Source organism: Enterovirga sp. GCM10030262 (genome assembly GCF_042666435.1).
Classification (GTDB): Bacteria; Pseudomonadota; Alphaproteobacteria; order Sphingomonadales; family Sphingomonadaceae; genus Allosphingosinicella.
Map to the genome: position 1 here is coordinate 1,045,219 of NZ_JBHTDC010000001.1, position 16,184 is coordinate 1,061,402.

At 67.5% G+C, this 16,184-nt stretch carries 19 protein-coding genes and 1 tRNA gene; 8 read left to right on the forward strand and 12 right to left on the reverse strand.

The genetic code is table 11. From position 1 onward, the window contains the following. Positions 1 to 2 precede the first annotated feature (2 nt). Both ACFQRC_RS05125 and ACFQRC_RS05130 read left to right on the forward strand, forming a co-directional pair. Entirely contained in the window at positions 3 to 812 is an 810-nt protein-coding gene (locus ACFQRC_RS05125) for a TrmH family RNA methyltransferase (RefSeq protein WP_379958496.1), read from the forward strand. Beyond that, a complete protein-coding gene (locus ACFQRC_RS05130) occupies positions 809 to 1,180 on the forward strand; it encodes a reverse transcriptase-like protein (protein WP_379958498.1) in 372 nt (123 codons plus the stop codon). The genes ACFQRC_RS05125 and ACFQRC_RS05130 overlap by 4 nt, the downstream gene beginning before the upstream one ends. Before the next feature lie 16 nt (positions 1,181 to 1,196). Here ACFQRC_RS05130 and ACFQRC_RS05135 read toward each other — a convergent pair whose 3' ends face one another. From ACFQRC_RS05135 to ACFQRC_RS05145, 3 genes are all read right to left on the reverse strand, one after another. After that, on the reverse strand, positions 1,197 to 1,691 hold the full coding sequence (locus tag ACFQRC_RS05135; RefSeq protein WP_379958501.1) for a response regulator: 495 nt from the start codon (positions 1,689 to 1,691) through the stop codon (positions 1,197 to 1,199). A gap of 2 nt (positions 1,692 to 1,693) precedes the next feature. Further along, positions 1,694 to 2,695, reverse strand: a complete 1,002-nt coding sequence (locus ACFQRC_RS05140; protein ID WP_379958504.1) for a sensor histidine kinase — start codon at positions 2,693 to 2,695, stop codon at positions 1,694 to 1,696. Between the two features lie 86 nt (positions 2,696 to 2,781). After that, complete coding sequence (locus ACFQRC_RS05145) at positions 2,782 to 3,462, reverse strand: queuosine precursor transporter (RefSeq protein ID WP_379958506.1); 681 nt, start codon at positions 3,460 to 3,462, stop codon at positions 2,782 to 2,784. 114 nt (positions 3,463 to 3,576) lie between these two features. Here ACFQRC_RS05145 and ACFQRC_RS05150 point away from each other — a divergent pair. Both ACFQRC_RS05150 and ACFQRC_RS05155 read left to right on the forward strand, forming a co-directional pair. Beyond that, positions 3,577 to 3,653 (forward strand) — tRNA-Arg (locus ACFQRC_RS05150). A gap of 42 nt (positions 3,654 to 3,695) precedes the next feature. Further along, on the forward strand, positions 3,696 to 4,673 hold the full coding sequence (locus tag ACFQRC_RS05155) for a glucokinase (protein WP_379958509.1): 978 nt from the start codon (positions 3,696 to 3,698) through the stop codon (positions 4,671 to 4,673). A 17-nt stretch (positions 4,674 to 4,690) separates the two neighbouring features. Here ACFQRC_RS05155 and ACFQRC_RS05160 read toward each other — a convergent pair whose 3' ends face one another. Further along, positions 4,691 to 5,836, reverse strand: coding sequence for a CaiB/BaiF CoA transferase family protein (locus tag ACFQRC_RS05160; RefSeq protein ID WP_379958512.1), 1,146 nt, complete (start codon positions 5,834 to 5,836; stop codon positions 4,691 to 4,693). Positions 5,837 to 6,024: 188 nt separating this feature from the next. On the opposite strand from ACFQRC_RS05160, the gene ACFQRC_RS05165 reads away from it, so the two are divergent. Then, entirely contained in the window at positions 6,025 to 6,405 is a 381-nt protein-coding gene (locus tag ACFQRC_RS05165; RefSeq protein WP_379958514.1) for a hypothetical protein, read from the forward strand. Here the strand turns inward: ACFQRC_RS05165 and ACFQRC_RS05170 are convergent. The 3 genes from ACFQRC_RS05170 to ACFQRC_RS05180 form a co-directional block, all read right to left on the reverse strand. Then, positions 6,402 to 6,650 carry a DUF1153 domain-containing protein gene (locus ACFQRC_RS05170; RefSeq protein WP_379958516.1) on the reverse strand — a complete coding sequence of 83 codons (249 nt, stop codon included), beginning with the start codon at positions 6,648 to 6,650 and terminating at the stop codon, positions 6,402 to 6,404. The genes ACFQRC_RS05165 and ACFQRC_RS05170 overlap by 4 nt on opposite strands. A gap of 126 nt (positions 6,651 to 6,776) precedes the next feature. Next, positions 6,777 to 7,568, reverse strand: coding sequence for a SapC family protein (locus ACFQRC_RS05175; protein ID WP_379958518.1), 792 nt, complete (start codon positions 7,566 to 7,568; stop codon positions 6,777 to 6,779). Positions 7,569 to 7,650: 82 nt separating this feature from the next. Beyond that, the gene (locus ACFQRC_RS05180) at positions 7,651 to 9,105 is read right to left on the reverse strand and encodes an FAD-binding oxidoreductase (protein ID WP_379958521.1); all 1,455 of its coding nucleotides are present in this window, start codon (positions 9,103 to 9,105) and stop codon (positions 7,651 to 7,653) included. A 100-nt stretch (positions 9,106 to 9,205) separates the two neighbouring features. Between ACFQRC_RS05180 and ACFQRC_RS05185 the strand changes: the two genes are divergently transcribed. Next, positions 9,206 to 9,658 (forward strand): hypothetical protein, encoded by a 453-nt coding sequence (locus ACFQRC_RS05185; RefSeq protein ID WP_379958524.1) that lies wholly within the window; start codon positions 9,206 to 9,208, stop codon positions 9,656 to 9,658. 85 nt (positions 9,659 to 9,743) lie between these two features. After that, complete coding sequence (locus ACFQRC_RS05190) at positions 9,744 to 11,129, forward strand: DEAD/DEAH box helicase (RefSeq protein ID WP_379958526.1); 1,386 nt, start codon at positions 9,744 to 9,746, stop codon at positions 11,127 to 11,129. Between the two features lie 94 nt (positions 11,130 to 11,223). Here ACFQRC_RS05190 and ACFQRC_RS05195 read toward each other — a convergent pair whose 3' ends face one another. Together ACFQRC_RS05195 and ACFQRC_RS05200 are read right to left on the reverse strand one after the other, a co-directional pair. After that, positions 11,224 to 11,622, reverse strand: a complete 399-nt coding sequence (locus tag ACFQRC_RS05195) for a GFA family protein (RefSeq protein WP_379958528.1) — start codon at positions 11,620 to 11,622, stop codon at positions 11,224 to 11,226. A 46-nt stretch (positions 11,623 to 11,668) separates the two neighbouring features. Further along, positions 11,669 to 12,154 carry an alkaline phosphatase PhoX gene (locus ACFQRC_RS05200; RefSeq protein ID WP_379958530.1) on the reverse strand — a complete coding sequence of 162 codons (486 nt, stop codon included), beginning with the start codon at positions 12,152 to 12,154 and terminating at the stop codon, positions 11,669 to 11,671. 79 nt (positions 12,155 to 12,233) lie between these two features. Between ACFQRC_RS05200 and purC the strand changes: the two genes are divergently transcribed. Further along, a complete protein-coding gene (gene purC / locus ACFQRC_RS05205; RefSeq protein WP_379958532.1) occupies positions 12,234 to 13,013 on the forward strand; it encodes a phosphoribosylaminoimidazolesuccinocarboxamide synthase in 780 nt (259 codons plus the stop codon). A gap of 293 nt (positions 13,014 to 13,306) precedes the next feature. Here purC and ACFQRC_RS05210 read toward each other — a convergent pair whose 3' ends face one another. From ACFQRC_RS05210 to dmeF, 3 genes are all read right to left on the reverse strand, one after another. Next, entirely contained in the window at positions 13,307 to 14,251 is a 945-nt protein-coding gene (locus tag ACFQRC_RS05210) for a M23 family metallopeptidase (RefSeq protein ID WP_379958534.1), read from the reverse strand. A gap of 136 nt (positions 14,252 to 14,387) precedes the next feature. Beyond that, positions 14,388 to 15,215: a ferritin-like domain-containing protein gene (locus ACFQRC_RS05215; protein ID WP_379958537.1), complete on the reverse strand. Its 828-nt coding sequence runs from the start codon at positions 15,213 to 15,215 to the stop codon at positions 14,388 to 14,390. Then, positions 15,206 to 16,165, reverse strand: coding sequence for a CDF family Co(II)/Ni(II) efflux transporter DmeF (dmeF, locus tag ACFQRC_RS05220; RefSeq protein WP_379958540.1), 960 nt, complete (start codon positions 16,163 to 16,165; stop codon positions 15,206 to 15,208). The genes ACFQRC_RS05215 and dmeF overlap by 10 nt, the downstream gene beginning before the upstream one ends. Positions 16,166 to 16,184 lie beyond the last annotated feature (19 nt).

Sequence of the window (16,184 nt, forward strand, 5' to 3'; positions counted from 1 at the left end):
CCATGCCGGCCGTCATTCCCGTTTCCGATCCCGCCGATCCCCGCATCCTTGCCTATCGCGACATACGCGAGCGCGACTTGGTCGGACGCGACGGCATGTTCGTCGCGGAGGGCAAGGTGGTGCTGGAGAAATTGCTCGCCTGCACGAGATTTCGTCCGCTGTCGCTGCTGATAGCCGCGCACCGGATCGAGGTGCTGGCATCCTTGCTGGCGGATGTGCCGGAGGGCGTACCGGTTTTCGCGGCGGAACAAGCGGTGCTCGACGGCATCGCCGGCTTCCCGCTCCACCGCGGCATACTCGCCATCGGCCGGCGCACCGATACGCCCGATGCCGACGCCCTGCTCGGCCGCCTGCCCCCGCAGGCCACCATCATCCTGCTCTCGGCGATCGCCAATCACGACAATATCGGCGGCATCTTCCGCAACGCCGCCGCGTTCGGCACCGACGCGATCCTGCTCGACAGCGATTGTTGCGACCCGCTCTACCGCAAGGCGATCCGCGTCTCGGTCGGCGCCGCCTTGCTGGTCCCCTTCGCCCGGCTCGCGCGCGGCGAGGACATGCTCGCGCTCCTGGACCGCCACGCAATCGCGCCTCTCGCGCTGAGCCCGGCCGGTACGACGCGCCTCGCGGACTTCGCGCCGGGGCCGCGCACGGCCGTCCTTCTCGGGGCAGAAGGCCCCGGTCTTTCGCCTCATCTGCTCGCGCGGACCAGCAGCGTGCGCATTCCGATGGCGCCGGGGTTCGATTCCCTCAACGTCGCCACCACCAGCGGCATCGTCCTTCACCATCTCGCCGCGGCGCGGGCGGCGTGAAGATCTTCTTCGACGGCGGCTGCCGGCCCAATCCGGGCGCCATGGAAGTCGCCGTGGTCGCGCGGGGGCAAGTCTATCGCGGGACCGGGCTGGGCTACGGCTCGAGCAGCGAGGCCGAGTGGGCCGCCTTGCTCCACGCTCTGGAAATCGCGCGGGCCCTGGGCGAGACCGACATCGTCCTGCTCGGCGATTCGGCGACGATCGTCCGTCAGGCCAATGGCGAGTGGACGTGCCGGAACGCGGAGCTCCGGCCCTATCTCGCCAGCTTCAGGGAACAGGCGCCGCATTTCCGGCGGCTGCGCGTCCGGCACATCCGCCGCGCCCAGAACCTCGCCGGAATCGCGCTCGAAAGAGCTCGAACCTATTGAAGCGGGAGCAGCAGCCCTAATCGAGGGGCGACGTCGCCGCCACGATGGCTTTTGCCAGAGCGACAGTGGGAACCGGCTTGCCGAGCAGCATGGCGCCGGGCACGGCGTCCAGCGCGCGGTCACGGGTTTCCCGGTCGGCATAGGCGCTGATGAAGAGGATGGCGACGGACGAACCGTGGCGCAGCCGGCGCGCGGTTTCGATGCCGTCTATGCCGCCGCCCAGATTGATGTCCATGAGGACGAGGTCGGGCGGCATGTCGCCGATGCCGGCCAAGGCGGCCTCGCCGCTCGCATAGATGCCGACCACATAATGGCCGAGATCCTCGGCCATCGATTCCAGCGACCAGGCGACCATAAGTTCGTCCTCGACGATGGCGATCCGCCGGCCCGGCGCGACACCGGGGCCACGACCGGCGTCGGACCGGGCGGCGTCGGCCGCACCCGCGAAAGCGGTCGTCATGCCTTCCTTATTCGGGTGCATCGCCATGGCCGGGGAGACTGCATCGATCATGGTTAATTTCCCGTTCGCGCCGGCCCGGCCGGAAATTCGAGCGTGAAGGCGAGGCCGTCCGCCTGCCATTGCGTTTGCGTCTCGGCGCCAAGCTCGTGACCGGCGCTGAGCGCGATCATCTTGAGGCCGAAGCCGTCGCGCGTCGGCGGAACGATGCCGGAGAGACCCGATTCCTTCCAGCGCAGCAGCAATCGCCCGCCGACCTCGGGCTCGCTCCAGCTCCAGTCGAGCGCGATGCGGCCGTCCGGTTGAGACAGAGCGCCATATTTGGCGGCGTTGCTGACCAGCTCGTGCAGGATCATGCTGAGGCTCAGGACCTGCTTCGCGCCAAGCTCGACCGCCGGACCGCCGAACGACGCACGCCGATCGTGTGCCAGCGCATAGGGGCCGAGCAGGGCTTCCGCGAGATCGGCCAGCCGCGCGCCTTCCCAATCGTCCGCGGTGAGCATTTCGTGGGCGCGGGCGAGCGCCTCCAGGCGCCCTGAGAAACTGGCGCTGAACGTCTCCATCGACGGCGAGGCGCGCGCGGTCTGGTGGGCGATCCCCGCGACCACGGCGAGCATGTTCTTCACCCGGTGGTTCAATTCGGCCAGCAGCAATGCCTGCCGCCGCTGCGCCTCGTGGCGCTCGCTGATGTCGCGCAGGAAGCCGAGGAAGACCGGCTCGTCAAACTGGCGGGTCAAAGTGATCGACAGCTCGATGGGAAGCTCTCGCCCGTCGCGACGGAGCGCCGTGATCTCGATATGGCGGTCGAGCACGGGCCCCTGCCCGGTCGCGAGGTAATGCTGAAGGCCGCGCTCATGCGCCTCGCGATGCTGGGGAGGGATGATGACCTCGCTCATCCTGCGGCCGATGGCTTCGTCGAAGGACCAGCCGAAGATGCGGTGCGCGACGTCGTTCCAGCCCGCGATGGTGCCGTCGAGCCTCATCACCACGACAGCGTCCAGCGCCGTCCTGAGGATCGCGCCAAGCTCGGGACGCTTGAGGTCTTTCGCGACAGCCATCGTGGCGCCTTACCGTCAACGGCGAGGCCGCGCCAGCGGTCGAGAGCGGCCGGGCCATGTCACAGACGTCCTTCCGACAGTGATCGTCACACCCTCACGCGGAAGGGCGTGAAATCGGTATCGGTGTCATAGGCGTCGATGCCTTCGCGGCGCTTGAGCCAACCGACCACGGCGTAGGTGACGGGGGTGAGCAAGGCCTCCCAGGCGACCTTGAGGGCAAATTGGGTGAGAAGCACCAGCAGCAAGGTGCCGGTGTCCCACACCCCATAGAAAGCGAGCGGGTAGAAAATCAGGCTGTCCACCCCCTGCCCGACGAAGGTCGATCCGATCGTGCGGGTCCACAAATGCCGTCCCTTCGTCCAGACCTTCATCCGGGCGAGGACGTAGCTGTTGGCGAACTCGCCGGCCCAGAAGGCGACGATCGAGGCGAATACGATGCGCGGCACTTGCCCGAACACCGCTTCATAGGCCGCCTGCCCCTCCCACGTAGTCGCCGGCGGCAGCGCCACCACCACCCAGGCCATGAACGCCATGAACAGCAAAGCGCCAAACCCCGCCCAGATGCAGCGCCGGGCGCGGGCATAGCCATAGACTTCGGTCAGCACGTCGCCGAGCACATAGGAGATGGGGAAGAATAATATGCCTGCGCCGAACGGCCAGTCGCCGATGCCGGGCAGGTCCACCGTCGCGACCTTGCCGGCGCCGAGCACGTTGGAGAGCAGCAGGATGGTGACGAAGGCCGCCATCACGAAATCGAAATAGCGCAAGCGCCTCGGCTCCGGCCCCGCGCCCCCGGCCTCGCTGATCTCTCCGCCATCCATGCCGCGCCACGATTAGCGCGGTTCCGCTGCGCTGCAAAGCGCGCTAAAGCGGCCTCGCGCGCGCCCGTAGCTCAGCTGGATAGAGCACGAGACTTCTAATCTTGAGGCCGCAGGTTCGACTCCTGCCGGGCGCGCCAAGGCTGCTCGCGGCGGCGGCGGGCAGGCGTGAGGGAGCAAATATGGGCGACATGAGCGAGATCGTCGCCGCCGATATCGGCGGCACCCATGCCCGCTTCGCCATCGCCGGGATCGACGATCGCCGCGTCGTCTCGCTTGGCGAGACATTCACCTTCAGCACCGCCGATCACGCCGACTTCGAAGCCGCGTGGGAGGCGTTCGGGCAGGCATTGGGCCGGGCGCTGCCCGATCGGGCCGGCATCGCGGTGGCGGGCGCGCCTGAAGGCGACAGGCTGAAGCTCACCAACAATCCGTGGGTCATCCATCCTGGCCGGTTCGGCGAGCGGCTCGGTCTCGCCTCCTACAGGCTGGTCAATGATTTCGGCGCCGTCGGCCACGCCGTCGCCCAGCTCGACGAGACCTGGTTCCGCCATCTGTGCGGCCCCGAAAGGCCGCTTCCGGCCGAGGGCGTCATCAGCATCGTCGGGCCCGGCACGGGCCTTGGCGTGGGGCAGCTCGTCCGGCGAGGGGGAGGCTATCTCGTCGTCGAGACCGAGGGCGGTCACAGCGACTTCGCGCCGCTCGACAGCGTCGAAGACGGCCTCCTCGCCCATCTGCGTCGCCGCTACGGTCGCGTCTCCGTCGAGCGGATCGCCTCAGGGCCCGGCCTCCCCAGCATCCACGAGGCGCTCGCCGCGCGCGATGGGGAGACGATTCCCGAACAAAGCGAGCGCGAATTGTGGCGCGCGGCGATGGCGGGCGAGGATCGCCTCGCGAGCGCCGCGCTCGAACGTTTCTTCCTGTCGCTGGGAGCCATTGCCGGCGATATCGCGCTCACCCAGGGCGCCGCGGGCGTGGTGATCGCGGGCGGCCTCGGCCTGCGCCTGGCCGACCATTTCGCCGGGTCGGGTTTCCGGGAGCGCTTCGTCGCCAAGGGGCGTTTCGCCGGACGGATGAAGGCTATTCCCGTCAAGCTCATCACTTATCCGGAGCCTGGCCTGTTCGGCGCCGCCGCCGCGTTCGCCGAGCGATATCGCTGAACCAGGCTCCCGGCGCTTCAGCCGATGGAGCCGGCGGCCTTCAGCGCGGCAATGCGGCCTTCGTCATAGCCGATGTCGCGCAATATCCCGGAGGCGTCCGTTTCAGGATCGAGCATCTCAGGAGTCGCGGTTTCGGTTCGGCTGTAGCGCGGCGCGGGCGCGGGCTGGACCGTGCCGTCGACCTCGATGAAGGTTCCCCGCGCGATATTGTGCGGATGGGCCGGCGCCTCGGCCATCGACAATATGGGCGCGAAGCAGGCGTCGCGATGCTCCAGGAGTTCGCACCATTGGTCGCGGGTGCGCGTTTTGAATAAGGCGGCGAGCTTGCCCCGCAGCCTGTCCCAACTCCCGGGATCGAACTGCGCTTCGAAATCGGGGTCGGCGTCGAGCCCGAGGCGCCGGCCCAGCAAATCGTAGAATTGGGGCTCGATCGCACCGATCGCCACATATTTCCCGTCGGCCGTCTCGTAGCTGTCGTAGAAATGGGCGCCGCCGTCGAGCAGGTTGACGCCGCGCTCGTCGCGCCACATCCCCTGCCCCAGGAACGACCAGGCCATGCTCATCAGCAGCGCCGAGCCGTCGGTCATCGCGCAGTCGATCACCTGGCCCTCGCCGGTTCGCTGGGCGTGAAGGAGGGCGCTCGCCATTCCAAATGCCAGCATCATCCCGCCGCCGCCGAAATCGCCGACGAGGTTGATCGGCGGCGTCGGCTTCCCGCCCGCCGGGCCGAAGGCATGGAGCGCGCCGGACAGCGCGATATAATTGATGTCGTGGCCGGCGACCCGGGCATAAGGGCCTTTCTGCCCCCAGCCGGTCATGCGGCCATAGACGAGCCTGGGATTGTCGCCCAGCAAGGTGTCGGGACCGAGCCCCAGCCGCTCCATCACGCCCGGACGAAGCCCCTCGACCAGCCCGTCGGCGGACGCTGCGAGATCGCGCGCCACCGCGATCCCCTCCGGCGATTTCAGGTCGAGGGCGATGTGCCGGCGGGATCGCAACAGCACGTCGCGCCGCGGATCGCCCGCCCGACCGGGCCGGGCGCCGCCGGGGCGGTCGATTCGGATCACCTCGGCGCCATGATCGGCCAGCATCATGCAGCAGAACGGGCCGGGGCCGATGCCCGCCATCTCGACGATTCGGAGACCCTGGAGCGGACCCGCCATCAGGCCCGGCGCGATGCGCTGCCGAACGGATCGCCGGGACGAGACAAAGCGATTCTGGAACGGCGGTCGATCATGAGGATCGAGGCTCGCACATAAGGCGGCGATCCCCAAGCCCCGCCGTGGTTAAGCCAATCTTTACCAATCCCCTTTACCACACCCCACCGTGGGAATTCAGGGGGATCAGAATCATGATTATCGAACTATTGGGCCTCGTCGCCGCCAGCACCGTCCTTCCGGACATCGACCGCTCTGCGCTCGACCGGCAAGCCCGTGCCGAAGCGGCGCGCCCGGCGCCGATCCGCGCCATCGCAAGCAAGGCCTCGACGCCGGCGCCGCGCAAGGCCATCGCCCGGCAGACTCCCGCCGCGCCGGTGGGAAAGCGCTTCCGGCTCGACGACATCAACGAGCATAGCGCCGTTTGCCGCGCCGCCGGCGCCTCGGGCGATCCGCTGGGCTTCATCGAGGCCTTCGGCAACGGCTATTTCCTGTCGCGGGGCGAAACGGCCGCGCTCGCCGAGGGCTGCGCCGTCTATTTCGCGCGAGCCCTGTCGGGCCGCGCCAGCCGCTAATCGCTCTCGTCCGGTGTCTTCCGGCGCCGGACGTCGAGCCCGAAGGCCTGCAGGGCGCGCTGCCAGGTGGCGAGCGCGTCGGCGCTGAGGCCGTAGCGGCGGCACGCCTCGTCCGCGGTCAGCCGCCCTTCAGCGACGTCGGCGATCGCCTCAACCTTGTGCCAGCTCTCCTGGGCGCGCTCCTCCGCCGCCAGCGGGGCGGCCGCCTTTGGGGCCGCGCGCTTCTTGTCGAACAGGACGATCATATCAGCCTCTCGCGCTACGATCCCCCCGTGGGAAACCATTCGCCGCCGATACGGTTAATAAAAAGTTAAAATCCGGCCCGCGCGCGACCGAACCGCCCTCTCCTGCGACGAAGCCGCGCTTCGAGATCAGGCGTCGGCGGTGGCCGGCGCCGGGGTCGGCAGTTGCGGACCCTTGCCCTGCGCCACCTGCTTGGCGAACAGGTCGCGGATCAGCGGCAGCGAGAAGAGGTGGGCGACGACCAGCGGCAACATGCCGTTCTGGTTCATCTTGCGGAGCTCGTCGCCGCGAAGCTCGCGCAGCTTCTCCTCGGACACCATCTGGAAGCCGCGATAGATATAGGGCTGGTCGGCGCCGGTCGCCTGGATCGAGACCTCGCCGTCGATCAGCAGGCCGGCCTCCTTCAATTCCTTCATGAAGGCGTTGGTGCGCTGGGCCGAGACCTCGAACTCCTCGCAGAATTTGAGGATCTGGTTGGTCGTTTCGCTGGGCTGGCCGTCCGCGAACAGCGGCGTGCCTTCCTCATAATCGCCGACCAGGCCGCTCTGCGGGTCGAAGCAGAGCGACAGTTCCTGCGCGTCGTTGCGAAGACGCGCCAGCATGAACGGGTAGCGGCGGATATAGGCGGGAACATAGGTGTCGCCGGCCACGCGGCCGCTCTCGTCGACGAACACGTTGACGCCTTCGTTCAGCCCCATAAGCGCCAGCGGCACCGGATTTTCGCCGACCGAGAAGACGATCGGATAGGAACGCTGGCAGGCGACGAACTCGTCGACCGTGATCGGAATCGCATGGGCCTTGGCGAGGAATTCGGCGCTGTCCGCCGGACGCGACTTGAACGCGCCGTGCTGGGTGCTCGAAAGCGGCTCGAGCGCATTGTAGAAGAGCGGCAATTGATTGGTCGGCGCGGCGGTCGCCATGATGATTCTCCAGGAGAGGTGATGAAGGCGACCGCTGCCGGCCGCTGAATTTCAGCGCCACCGTCTATGGAGGAAGCACGATTTAGGCAAGGCTCTCCTGAGCCGCATCAAGCGGCGGGACGAGCTTTCCCGGATTCATTATGTTCTTGGGGTCGAGCGCGTTCTTGATCGCCCGCATCGCTGCGAGGCGGGTCGGATCGCCAAGGCGGGCGAGTTCGGCCAGCCGCATCTGGCCGATGCCGTGCTCGGCCGAGATCGAACCGCCGGCGGCGGTGATGAGATCGTGGACGAAGGCGGTGACCGCCGGCGCCTCGCCCCCCAGCCAGGCTTCGTCCGCGTCCAGCGGCGCGCGCACGTTGAAATGGACGTTGCCGTCGCCGAGATGGCCGAAGGCGAAGGGCCGCGTGCCGGGGAAGCGGGCTTCCACGGCGGACGCGGCCTCCACCATGAAGTCCGGCATCGCCGCGACCTCTACCGAGAGATCGTGCTTGGCGGCGGGGCCGTCCTTCTTCTCGGCCTCGGAGATGCTATCGCGGATGCGCCAGAAAGCCTCGGCCTGCGCCTCGCTGGCGGCGACCACGGCATCTTCGGCGACGCCGATCTTGAGCGCCGCGCGCAGCGCCCGCCCGAGTTCCTTCTCCGGATCGGGAGCGACCATCGGCGCCACCGCCTCGATGAGGACATGCCAGTCGTGGCCGCCCTCGAGCGGCGCGCGAGTGCCGGCGACATGGCGCAGGACGAGGTCCAGCGCCTCGCGCGGCACCAATTCGAAGCTCTCGACCGCGTCGCCGACCGCATTGTCGAGGAGGCGGAGCAAGGCGAGCGCCTTTCGCGGCGATTCGAGCCCCACCCACGCGACCGAGCGGGAGCCGATCGCGGGCACGAGCTTCAGGCTCGCGGCGGTGACGATGCCGAGCGTGCCTTCGGCGCCGATCAGAAGCTGGCGGATGTCGTAGCCGCGATTATCCTTCTTGAGCGATGCGAGGCCATTGAAGACGGAGCCGTCGGGCAGCACCGCCTCGATCCCTTCGACGAGGCCGCGCATGGTGCCGAAGCGCAGCACCTGCGTGCCGCCCGCATTGGTGGAGACGAGTCCGCCGATCGTCGCCGAGCCGCGCGCCCCGAGGGTGAGCGGGAAGCGCCGGCCAACCTCCGCGGCGGCATCGTGGAGATGGGCGAGGATCAGCCCGGCCTCGGCCACGGCGACGTTGGCGTCGGCGGAGATCGAGCGCAGCCGGTTCATCCTCCTCATCGAGAGCAACAGCGCCTCGCCCGTCGCGTCCGGGGTCGCGCCGCCGGCCATCGAGCTGTTCCCGCCCTGCGGCACCAGCGCCACCCCTTCCCTGGCGCACAGGCGGACGATGTCGGAAACCTCCTCGACGCCGGCGGGGGACAGCATCGCGGCGGCCCTGCCCCGGTAAAGCCGCCGCCAGTCGGTGAGCCACGGGGCGAGGTCGGCGGGCTCGGTCGTGAACCCCCGGGGCCCGAGCCGGTCCATGAGCGTGGCGAGCAAGGCGGGCGAAGGAGGGTTGGACATGGCGTGCGCGCCCGATAGTAACGGCGGCGGGAGGATGCGGCAAAATTAATCGCTCGTTCAAGCGCGGCGGTGGAAGGCGACCGGCGATGGAGCCTTCACCTTGATCGACTGGAGCGCGGTGGCGTTGCTGCTGGCGAGCCTTGGCGGCGGCGACGCGCCCGTCGGCGCGCACGAGCCGTTGCAGCTGGCCCAGGTCTCGATTCGCCAGCAGATCATCATCCGGGTGCCGGTGCGCAGCCGCAAGGTCGCTCCCCCCAAGCCTTCGCCGGTCGAGTGGAAGGAGAGCCGCGGGCCGCGCTGCGTCGCCGCCGGCACGATCGCGGGCGCCTCGCTGCTCGGCCAAAGCAGCGTCGATCTGCTGCTGCGCGACAATAGCCGCGTCCGCGCCAAGCTTGAGAATGCCTGCCCCGCGCTCGATTATTATTACGGATTCTATATCAGCCCCAATCCCGACGGCCAGATTTGCGCCGACCGCGACGTGATCCGGTCACGCATGGGCGGGCAATGCGAGATCGAGGCGTTCAGGAGGCTGCGCCCGGCGCCCCGGGACTGAGCTTCCCTTGACATTTACCATCGGCTGCGCACAAGCGACGGCGAAGCGGCTTCACTGCAAAAGCGCGATTTTTTCCGGAACCCACATGACCTTCGCCGACCTCGGCCTTTCAGACGAATTGCTCCGCGCGGTGACGGAATCGGGCTATGACGAGCCGACGCCGATCCAGCGCGGCGCCATCCCCTCGGTGTTGATGGGGAAGGACATCATCGGCATCGCCCAGACCGGGACCGGCAAGACGGCGGGCTTCGTACTGCCGATGATCGACATTCTCGCCGAAGGCCGCAGCCGCGCCCGGATGCCGCGCTCCCTGATCCTCGAGCCGACCCGTGAGTTGGCCGCGCAGGTCGCCGAAAATTTCGAGAAATACGGCAAATATCACAAGCTTTCGATGGCTTTGCTCATCGGCGGCGTCAGCATGGGCGACCAGCAGAAGGCGCTCGAAAAGGGCGTCGACGTGCTGATCGCGACCCCGGGCCGGCTGATGGACCTGTTCGGCCGCGGCAAGATTTTGCTGACCGACTGCAATCTGCTCGTCATCGACGAGGCCGACCGGATGCTCGACATGGGGTTCATCCCGGACATCGAGGAGATCTGCACCAAGCTGCCGGCCAAGCGGCAGACCCTGCTCTTTTCCGCCACCATGCCGGCGCCGATCAAGAAGCTGGCCGACAAGTTCCTGACCGGCCCCAAGACGATCGAGGTGTCGCGCCCGGCCTCGTCCAACCTGCTGATCGACCAGCGGCTCCTCCGCGTCGACGCGCGCAAGAAGCGCGACACGCTCGCCGGCCTGCTCCGCCGCGACGAGGTGACGACGGCGATCGTATTCTCCAACCGCAAGACGACGGTGCGCGAGCTCACCACCAGCCTGAGGCGCGGCGGCTTCAAGGCGGGGCCGATCCACGGCGACATGGAGCAGCCCGAGCGGATCAAGGAGCTCGACCGCTTCAAGGCCGGCGAGATCAACATCCTCGTCGCCTCCGACGTCGCCGCCCGCGGCCTCGACATCAAGGGCGTCAGCCACGTCTTCAATTTCGACGTTCCCTGGCAGCCCGACGATTATATCCACCGCATCGGCCGGACCGGCCGCGCCGGCAAGACCGGCACCGCGATCACGCTCGCCACCAGCGCCGACGCCGATGCGATCGCCGCGATCGAGAAGCTCATCGGATCGAAGATTCCGGCGATGGACGGCTCCGCGCCTCCGACCCCGGCGGAGCCGGCGGACGAGAAGCCTTCCCGTAAGCCCCGCGCCAAGAAGTCGGCCGAGCCCCAGAGCCGCAACAAGGCCAGCGAAGAGCGCGAGCCGAAGCGCGAATCCGAACCCGTGCGGGAGGATAGGCCTCGTACCGAAAGGCCTCGCAACGAGAAGCCCCGCGCCGCCGAACCTCGTGACCAGGAGCCGGCGCTGGTCGATGAAGGCTGGAACGGCCCGGTGCCCAGCTTCCTCGGCCAAGGTTTCGGCGGCTAGAACGTTTTCGAACTGGCTGGAACAGCCAGCGGCTCGGAAAACGCGGCTCGGAGGACCTGGAGCGATTCGACCTTGGTCGAACTCGCTCCAAAAGCTATTCCTTGCTGAGTGGCTGCCGGGTCTCGATGCGCAGCCAGGGATGGCGGCGCTCGTCATAGACGGAGACGAGAGGTTCCGGAAAGCCCGGATCGGCGAAGGCGCCGACCGGAATCGTCACCATCCCCGGCCGCAGTTCGATCTGATAATGAACGGTGGCGCCGCACCGGGGGCAGAAATGGAAGCGTGCCCAATTGCCTTCGTCCGAGATACGGTGGAACCACGCGCTCTTTCCCTCCACCCGCACCTGATCCTCGCGAAAGGTCGCGTTGAAGCTGAAGGCGCTACCCGAGCGGCGCTGGCAATCGAGGCAATGACAAATCGAACGCCTCTCCGGCTCGCCCGCGCAGGTCGCGGTCAAGGCGCCGCACGAGCAGCGGGCAATCCTCGTCTTCATATTTCCTCCTTACTGGAAGCCCAGGTTAGGAGAAGTCTCCGCCAAGCTAAAGCCCGACGACCCCGCCATCATCCTTGGTGATTACGATCGTCGCGGGGCGCGGCCGCGAGGAAGCGGCGCCATCAATCTGGCTGGCGGGCCAGGCGCGGGCGCCATCGGTCTCCTCGCCCGGATGCTGGATGTTGACGAAGAGGGTGCGCCCATCGGGCGTAGAATCCACCCCCGTAATCTCGCATTCCTTGGGACCGACGAAGGAGCGCCGCAGGGCCCGTAGACGATATAGCGCGGGTCGCCGCTGTCGACCGCGTCGCTCAGCAGGTCCGCCTGATCGGCGGCGGTATCGATATAATCGGCCGCGTCGAACGGCCGCGCCATGATTGCCATTTTCCCGATTCCTTCCTTCATTCAGCGGCCCCTCCCCGCTTATTGCAGCGCGGCCACCATGTCTTTGTCGACGATAAGCCACCTCGCGCCCGGCTAGGTCGCCGCCTTCAACCAGTGCGAGCGCGCTGATTGCGCGCACCCGCCCCATCCACTATAGGCCGCTCGTCCGCCTCGGCCGCGCCAATCGCCGCGCCGGGGCCTTTGTCTTTTCCCTGGAGCTTTCGCCCATGTCCCGCCGCCGCCAGATCTACGAAGGCAAGGCCAAGATCCTCTACGAGGGTCCGGAGCCCGGCACCTTGATCCAATATTTCAAGGACGACGCGACCGCCTTCAACGCCCAGAAGAAGGGCACGATCGCCGGCAAGGGCGTGCTCAACAACCGCATCTCCGAGCATATCTTCACTCTGCTCGGCACGATCGGCATCCCGCACCATTTCATCCGCCGCCTCAACATGCGCGAACAGCTCATTCGCCAGGTCGAGATCGTGCCGATCGAGGTGGTGGTGCGCAACGTCGCCGCCGGCACTTTGTCGAAGCGGCTCGGCATCGAGGAAGGGACGCAGCTCCCGCGCACGATCATCGAATATTATTACAAGGACGACGCGCTGGGCGATCCGCTGATCGCCGACGAACATATCGCCTGCTTCGGCTGGGCGAGCCAGGAAGAGATGAACGACATGGCCGACATGGCGGTGCGCATCAACGACTTCCTCGCCGGTCTGTTCGCCGGCATCGGCATCCGGCTGGTCGACTTCAAGCTGGAGTTCGGCCGCATCTGGGAGAATGATTTCTCGCGCGTCATCCTCGCCGACGAGATCAGCCCCGACGGCTGCCGCCTGTGGGACATGACGACCAACGAGAAGCTCGACAAGGACCGCTTCCGCCGCGATTTGGGCGGCGAGGCCGAAGCCTATCAGGAAGTCGCCCGCCGCCTCGGCCTGATGCCCGAGGGCGAGGCCAACAGCGTCCTCGATCTCGAAAAGCACCGGAAGAAGAGGGGCAAGTAAGGCCGCCCGGTTCGCCGGCGAAGCCGGGACCCAGTGCTTCTGACAGCGCCTGGCGATTAAGCTGGAGCGCGCGCCACGACGCCCCTCTCAGCGCCGCGCCCAGGATTTCGCAAAGCTACCCGCCCAAGCCATGCACGCAAGCGCAAGCGACGCGCGCGCCTTCCTTCGCCCGGCCGCGGGCATGCGGGGAGGAGCACAGCACAACGCGTGCGCGAATTGGCCTTAGCGGGACAAAGAAAAAGCCCGCCGATCTTGCGACCGGCGGGCCTTTTCTTGCCCCGATGGGCCGAGCCTTATTGGGTCGCGCCCGCCGGGCCGCCCTGGGCGACGCGGGTGGCGGCGGCGGCACGGCGCTGGACGGCGAGAAGATAATCGTTCGACTGCATGAAGGGGACCGGGTTCACGGCCTTGCCGTCGATGCGGACCTCGTAATGGAGGTGGCTGCCGGTCGAGCGGCCGGTCGAGCCCATCAGGCCGATAATGTCGCCGCGCTTGACGCGCTGGCCGGCCTTCACGAGCAGCTTCGACATATGCCCGTAGCGGGTCTGGATGCCGCGACCGTGGTTCAATTCGACGAGGTTGCCATAGCCGCCGCGATTATATTCGGAGCGTCCGACGATGCCGTCGGCGGTGGCGTAGATGTTGGTGCCGACCGGGCCGGCGAGATCGATGCCGGCATGCATGGCGGCGCGGCCGCGGAAGGGATCGGAGCGGACGCCGTAGCCGCTGGTGAAGCTCATGCCCTTGACCGGCTCGGTCGAGGGAATGGCGATCGTGCCCTGCTCGATCTGGTCGAGCTTCTTCCAGCTCATGAACAATTGCTTGAACTTGGGGTTGGACGCCGACTGGAGCGGCTGGACCGCCTCGAACGGGCCGCCGGTGCCGGCGAAGCGCTTGGGATCGAGACCGAGGCGGCGAACCTCCTTCACGGTGAGCTTGTAGCGCGTGTCGGCGACCTTCTTGATCATCTGCACGTCGGCGTGCATCGCCTGGACCTGCATCTCCATCCGGGCGACCGCGACGGGATCGACGGTCGGGGCGGTGGCGATCTGCGCGGCGGCGAAAGCGGACCACAGGATCAGGAACAGGCCGGCCAGGGCCGCCGTCACCTGGAGCGGAACGCCGACGCTGACGCGCCGCAGGCTTTTGCCGTCATGAAAGAAAATATCGCGTGGTTTGAAAATGTTGCGGAACCTGAAAGCCGTTCCGCCGTTATCAGTCCGAACCATATTCATCATTACAATCCCCGGCGACCAGAAAAGCGGTCGGCACGGCCACGCATGATGGCGACCATGAAGCTCACATAAAGGCATCTCTGCCCGGCGTATTTTTCGTCAGGAAGTTGCCCACCCCGTGACGTGTGGCCGGAGACTGTTAAACATCCCTTGTCTGGGCAAGCCCGGAATAGAAATCCCGGGACAAACCGGCTTCACCCCGCGCCGAGTCGTTGAACGGAGGCTTCAGGTGGCCCCGGAAGTGACGTTCCGTTAACCATCGGAAGCGCTGGATCGGCTCAAATCCTAGGGATTCGCAGGTCCGTTTGAACCATCTCGTTCCGGCGCCGACATGCCGGATTTCGTCGCGATAGATGCGCTGCAATATGGCCGCCGAACGGGCATCGCCGGCGGCCTCGAACCGCGCGACCGTCGCCGGCGTCACGTCGAGCCCGCGCGCCTCCAGCACCATCGGCACGATCGCGAGCCGCGCCAGCACGTCGCGCGCGGTTTCCTCCGCCGCTTCCCACAGTCCGTCATGCGCGGGCAGCGCGCCATAGAAGGAGCCGAGGCTCCTCAAGCGCCGGTCGAGCAGAGCGAAATGCATCGCCTCGTCGGCGCCGACCGAGAGCCAGTCGTCGACAAATTCCGGCGGGAAATCCGCGCCGAAACGGCCGGCCATGTCGAAGGCCAGATCGATCGCGCCGAACTCGATATGGGCGAGCGCATGGAGCATCGCGATCCGGCCGCGATCGGAGCCGCCCTTGCCCCTTTTCGGCATGTGCGAGGCGGGCAGAAGCTCGGGGCGCGAGGGCCGGGCCGGCCGGTCGGGCATCGCCACGTCGAAGTCATGGGTCAGCGTGCCCCGCCGCCAGGCGCGCGCCGCCGTACGGGCGAGGCGCACCTTGTCGCGCGGCTCGGCGGTCAGCAGGACGGAGCGGATCGCCCGGGCGACGCTATTTTGCGGGCTCGTCTCGGCTAGCGGCAATGCGGCCCCGGGCAGCGATGCACTTCGATGGACAGATGGACGAGGGTGCGAAGATCGGCGAGGCGCGCGCGGTAATCGTCGACCCGCTGCGGACGATCGGCGACCAGCGAGACGATGCCGGCATGGGCGCCGGGCGCGATCCGCCAGACGTGGAGGTCGGTCACGCGAGCATCGCCGTCCGCCTCGATGCGGCGGCGCGCTTCCTCGGCCAGGCGGAGGTCGGAGCGGTCGAGCAGGATCGCGCCGGTGTCGCGCATCAGCCCGAAAGACCAGCGCGCGATGACCAGGGCGCCGACGATGCCGATGACCGGATCGAGCCATATCCAGCCGAGATAGCGGCCGGCGAGCAGGGCCGCGATGGCGAGCACCGAGGTCAAGGCGTCCGCCAGCACGTGGAGATAGGCGGAGCGGAGGTTGTTATCGTGGTGATGATGGCGGTCATGCGCCCCGCCATGGCCGTGATGGTGATGCCCTCCGGACAGCAGCCAGGCGCTGACCAGATTGACCAGCAGGCCGAGCACGGCGACGATGGTCGCTTCCTCGAAGGCGACGCCGCGCGGCTCCAGCAGCCGCTGGAACGATTCGACGCCGATCCCGACCGCGAACACCGCGAGCAGCAGAGCCGAGGCGAAGCCGGCGAGATCGCCGACCTTGCCGGTGCCGAAGGCGAAAGCGGGATCGTGCGCCCGCCGCCGCGCGAAGGCATAGGCCCCCGCGGCCACCGCCAGCGCGCCGGCATGGGTCGCCATGTGGAAGCCGTCGGCGAGCAGCGCCATCGATCCGGTCCAGTAGCCGGCGGCGATCTCGGCCACCATCATCACCGCCGTCAGCGCCACCACCCAGCGCGTGCGGCGCTCGTTGGCGTGGTGCGCTTCGCCGAGATAGGCGTGCGCGTGCCACAGCCCGTCGACGAAGTCGGCATGGAGCCTTTTATGCTCGGTCGTTTCCATCTCTAAACCCATAAGAGAA

Excerpts from the sequence above, each read along its gene's own strand:
- ACFQRC_RS05160 (WP_379958512.1), bottom strand. The coding sequence starts at position 5,836 with ATGGCGGGTCCGCTCCAGGGTCTCCGAATCGTCGAGATGGCGGGCATC.
- ACFQRC_RS05140 (WP_379958504.1), bottom strand. The coding sequence starts at position 2,695 with ATGGCTGTCGCGAAAGACCTCAAGCGTCCCGAGCTTGGCGCGATCCTC.
- ACFQRC_RS05210 (WP_379958534.1), bottom strand. The coding sequence starts at position 14,251 with ATGATGAATATGGTTCGGACTGATAACGGCGGAACGGCTTTCAGGTTC.
- purC (WP_379958532.1), top strand. The coding sequence starts at position 12,234 with ATGTCCCGCCGCCGCCAGATCTACGAAGGCAAGGCCAAGATCCTCTAC.
- dmeF (WP_379958540.1), bottom strand. The coding sequence starts at position 16,165 with ATGGAAACGACCGAGCATAAAAGGCTCCATGCCGACTTCGTCGACGGG.
- ACFQRC_RS05175 (WP_379958518.1), bottom strand. The coding sequence starts at position 7,568 with ATGGCGACCGCCGCGCCGACCAATCAATTGCCGCTCTTCTACAATGCG.
- ACFQRC_RS05180 (WP_379958521.1), bottom strand. The coding sequence starts at position 9,105 with ATGTCCAACCCTCCTTCGCCCGCCTTGCTCGCCACGCTCATGGACCGG.
- ACFQRC_RS05170 (WP_379958516.1), bottom strand. The coding sequence starts at position 6,650 with ATGATCGTCCTGTTCGACAAGAAGCGCGCGGCCCCAAAGGCGGCCGCC.
- ACFQRC_RS05155 (WP_379958509.1), top strand. The coding sequence starts at position 3,696 with ATGGGCGACATGAGCGAGATCGTCGCCGCCGATATCGGCGGCACCCAT.
- ACFQRC_RS05125 (WP_379958496.1), top strand. The coding sequence starts at position 3 with ATGCCGGCCGTCATTCCCGTTTCCGATCCCGCCGATCCCCGCATCCTT.
- ACFQRC_RS05165 (WP_379958514.1), top strand. The coding sequence starts at position 6,025 with ATGATTATCGAACTATTGGGCCTCGTCGCCGCCAGCACCGTCCTTCCG.
- ACFQRC_RS05195 (WP_379958528.1), bottom strand. The coding sequence starts at position 11,622 with ATGAAGACGAGGATTGCCCGCTGCTCGTGCGGCGCCTTGACCGCGACC.
- ACFQRC_RS05190 (WP_379958526.1), top strand. The coding sequence starts at position 9,744 with ATGACCTTCGCCGACCTCGGCCTTTCAGACGAATTGCTCCGCGCGGTG.
- ACFQRC_RS05200 (WP_379958530.1), bottom strand. The coding sequence starts at position 12,154 with ATGGGGCGGGTGCGCGCAATCAGCGCGCTCGCACTGGTTGAAGGCGGC.
- ACFQRC_RS05135 (WP_379958501.1), bottom strand. The coding sequence starts at position 1,691 with ATGATCGATGCAGTCTCCCCGGCCATGGCGATGCACCCGAATAAGGAA.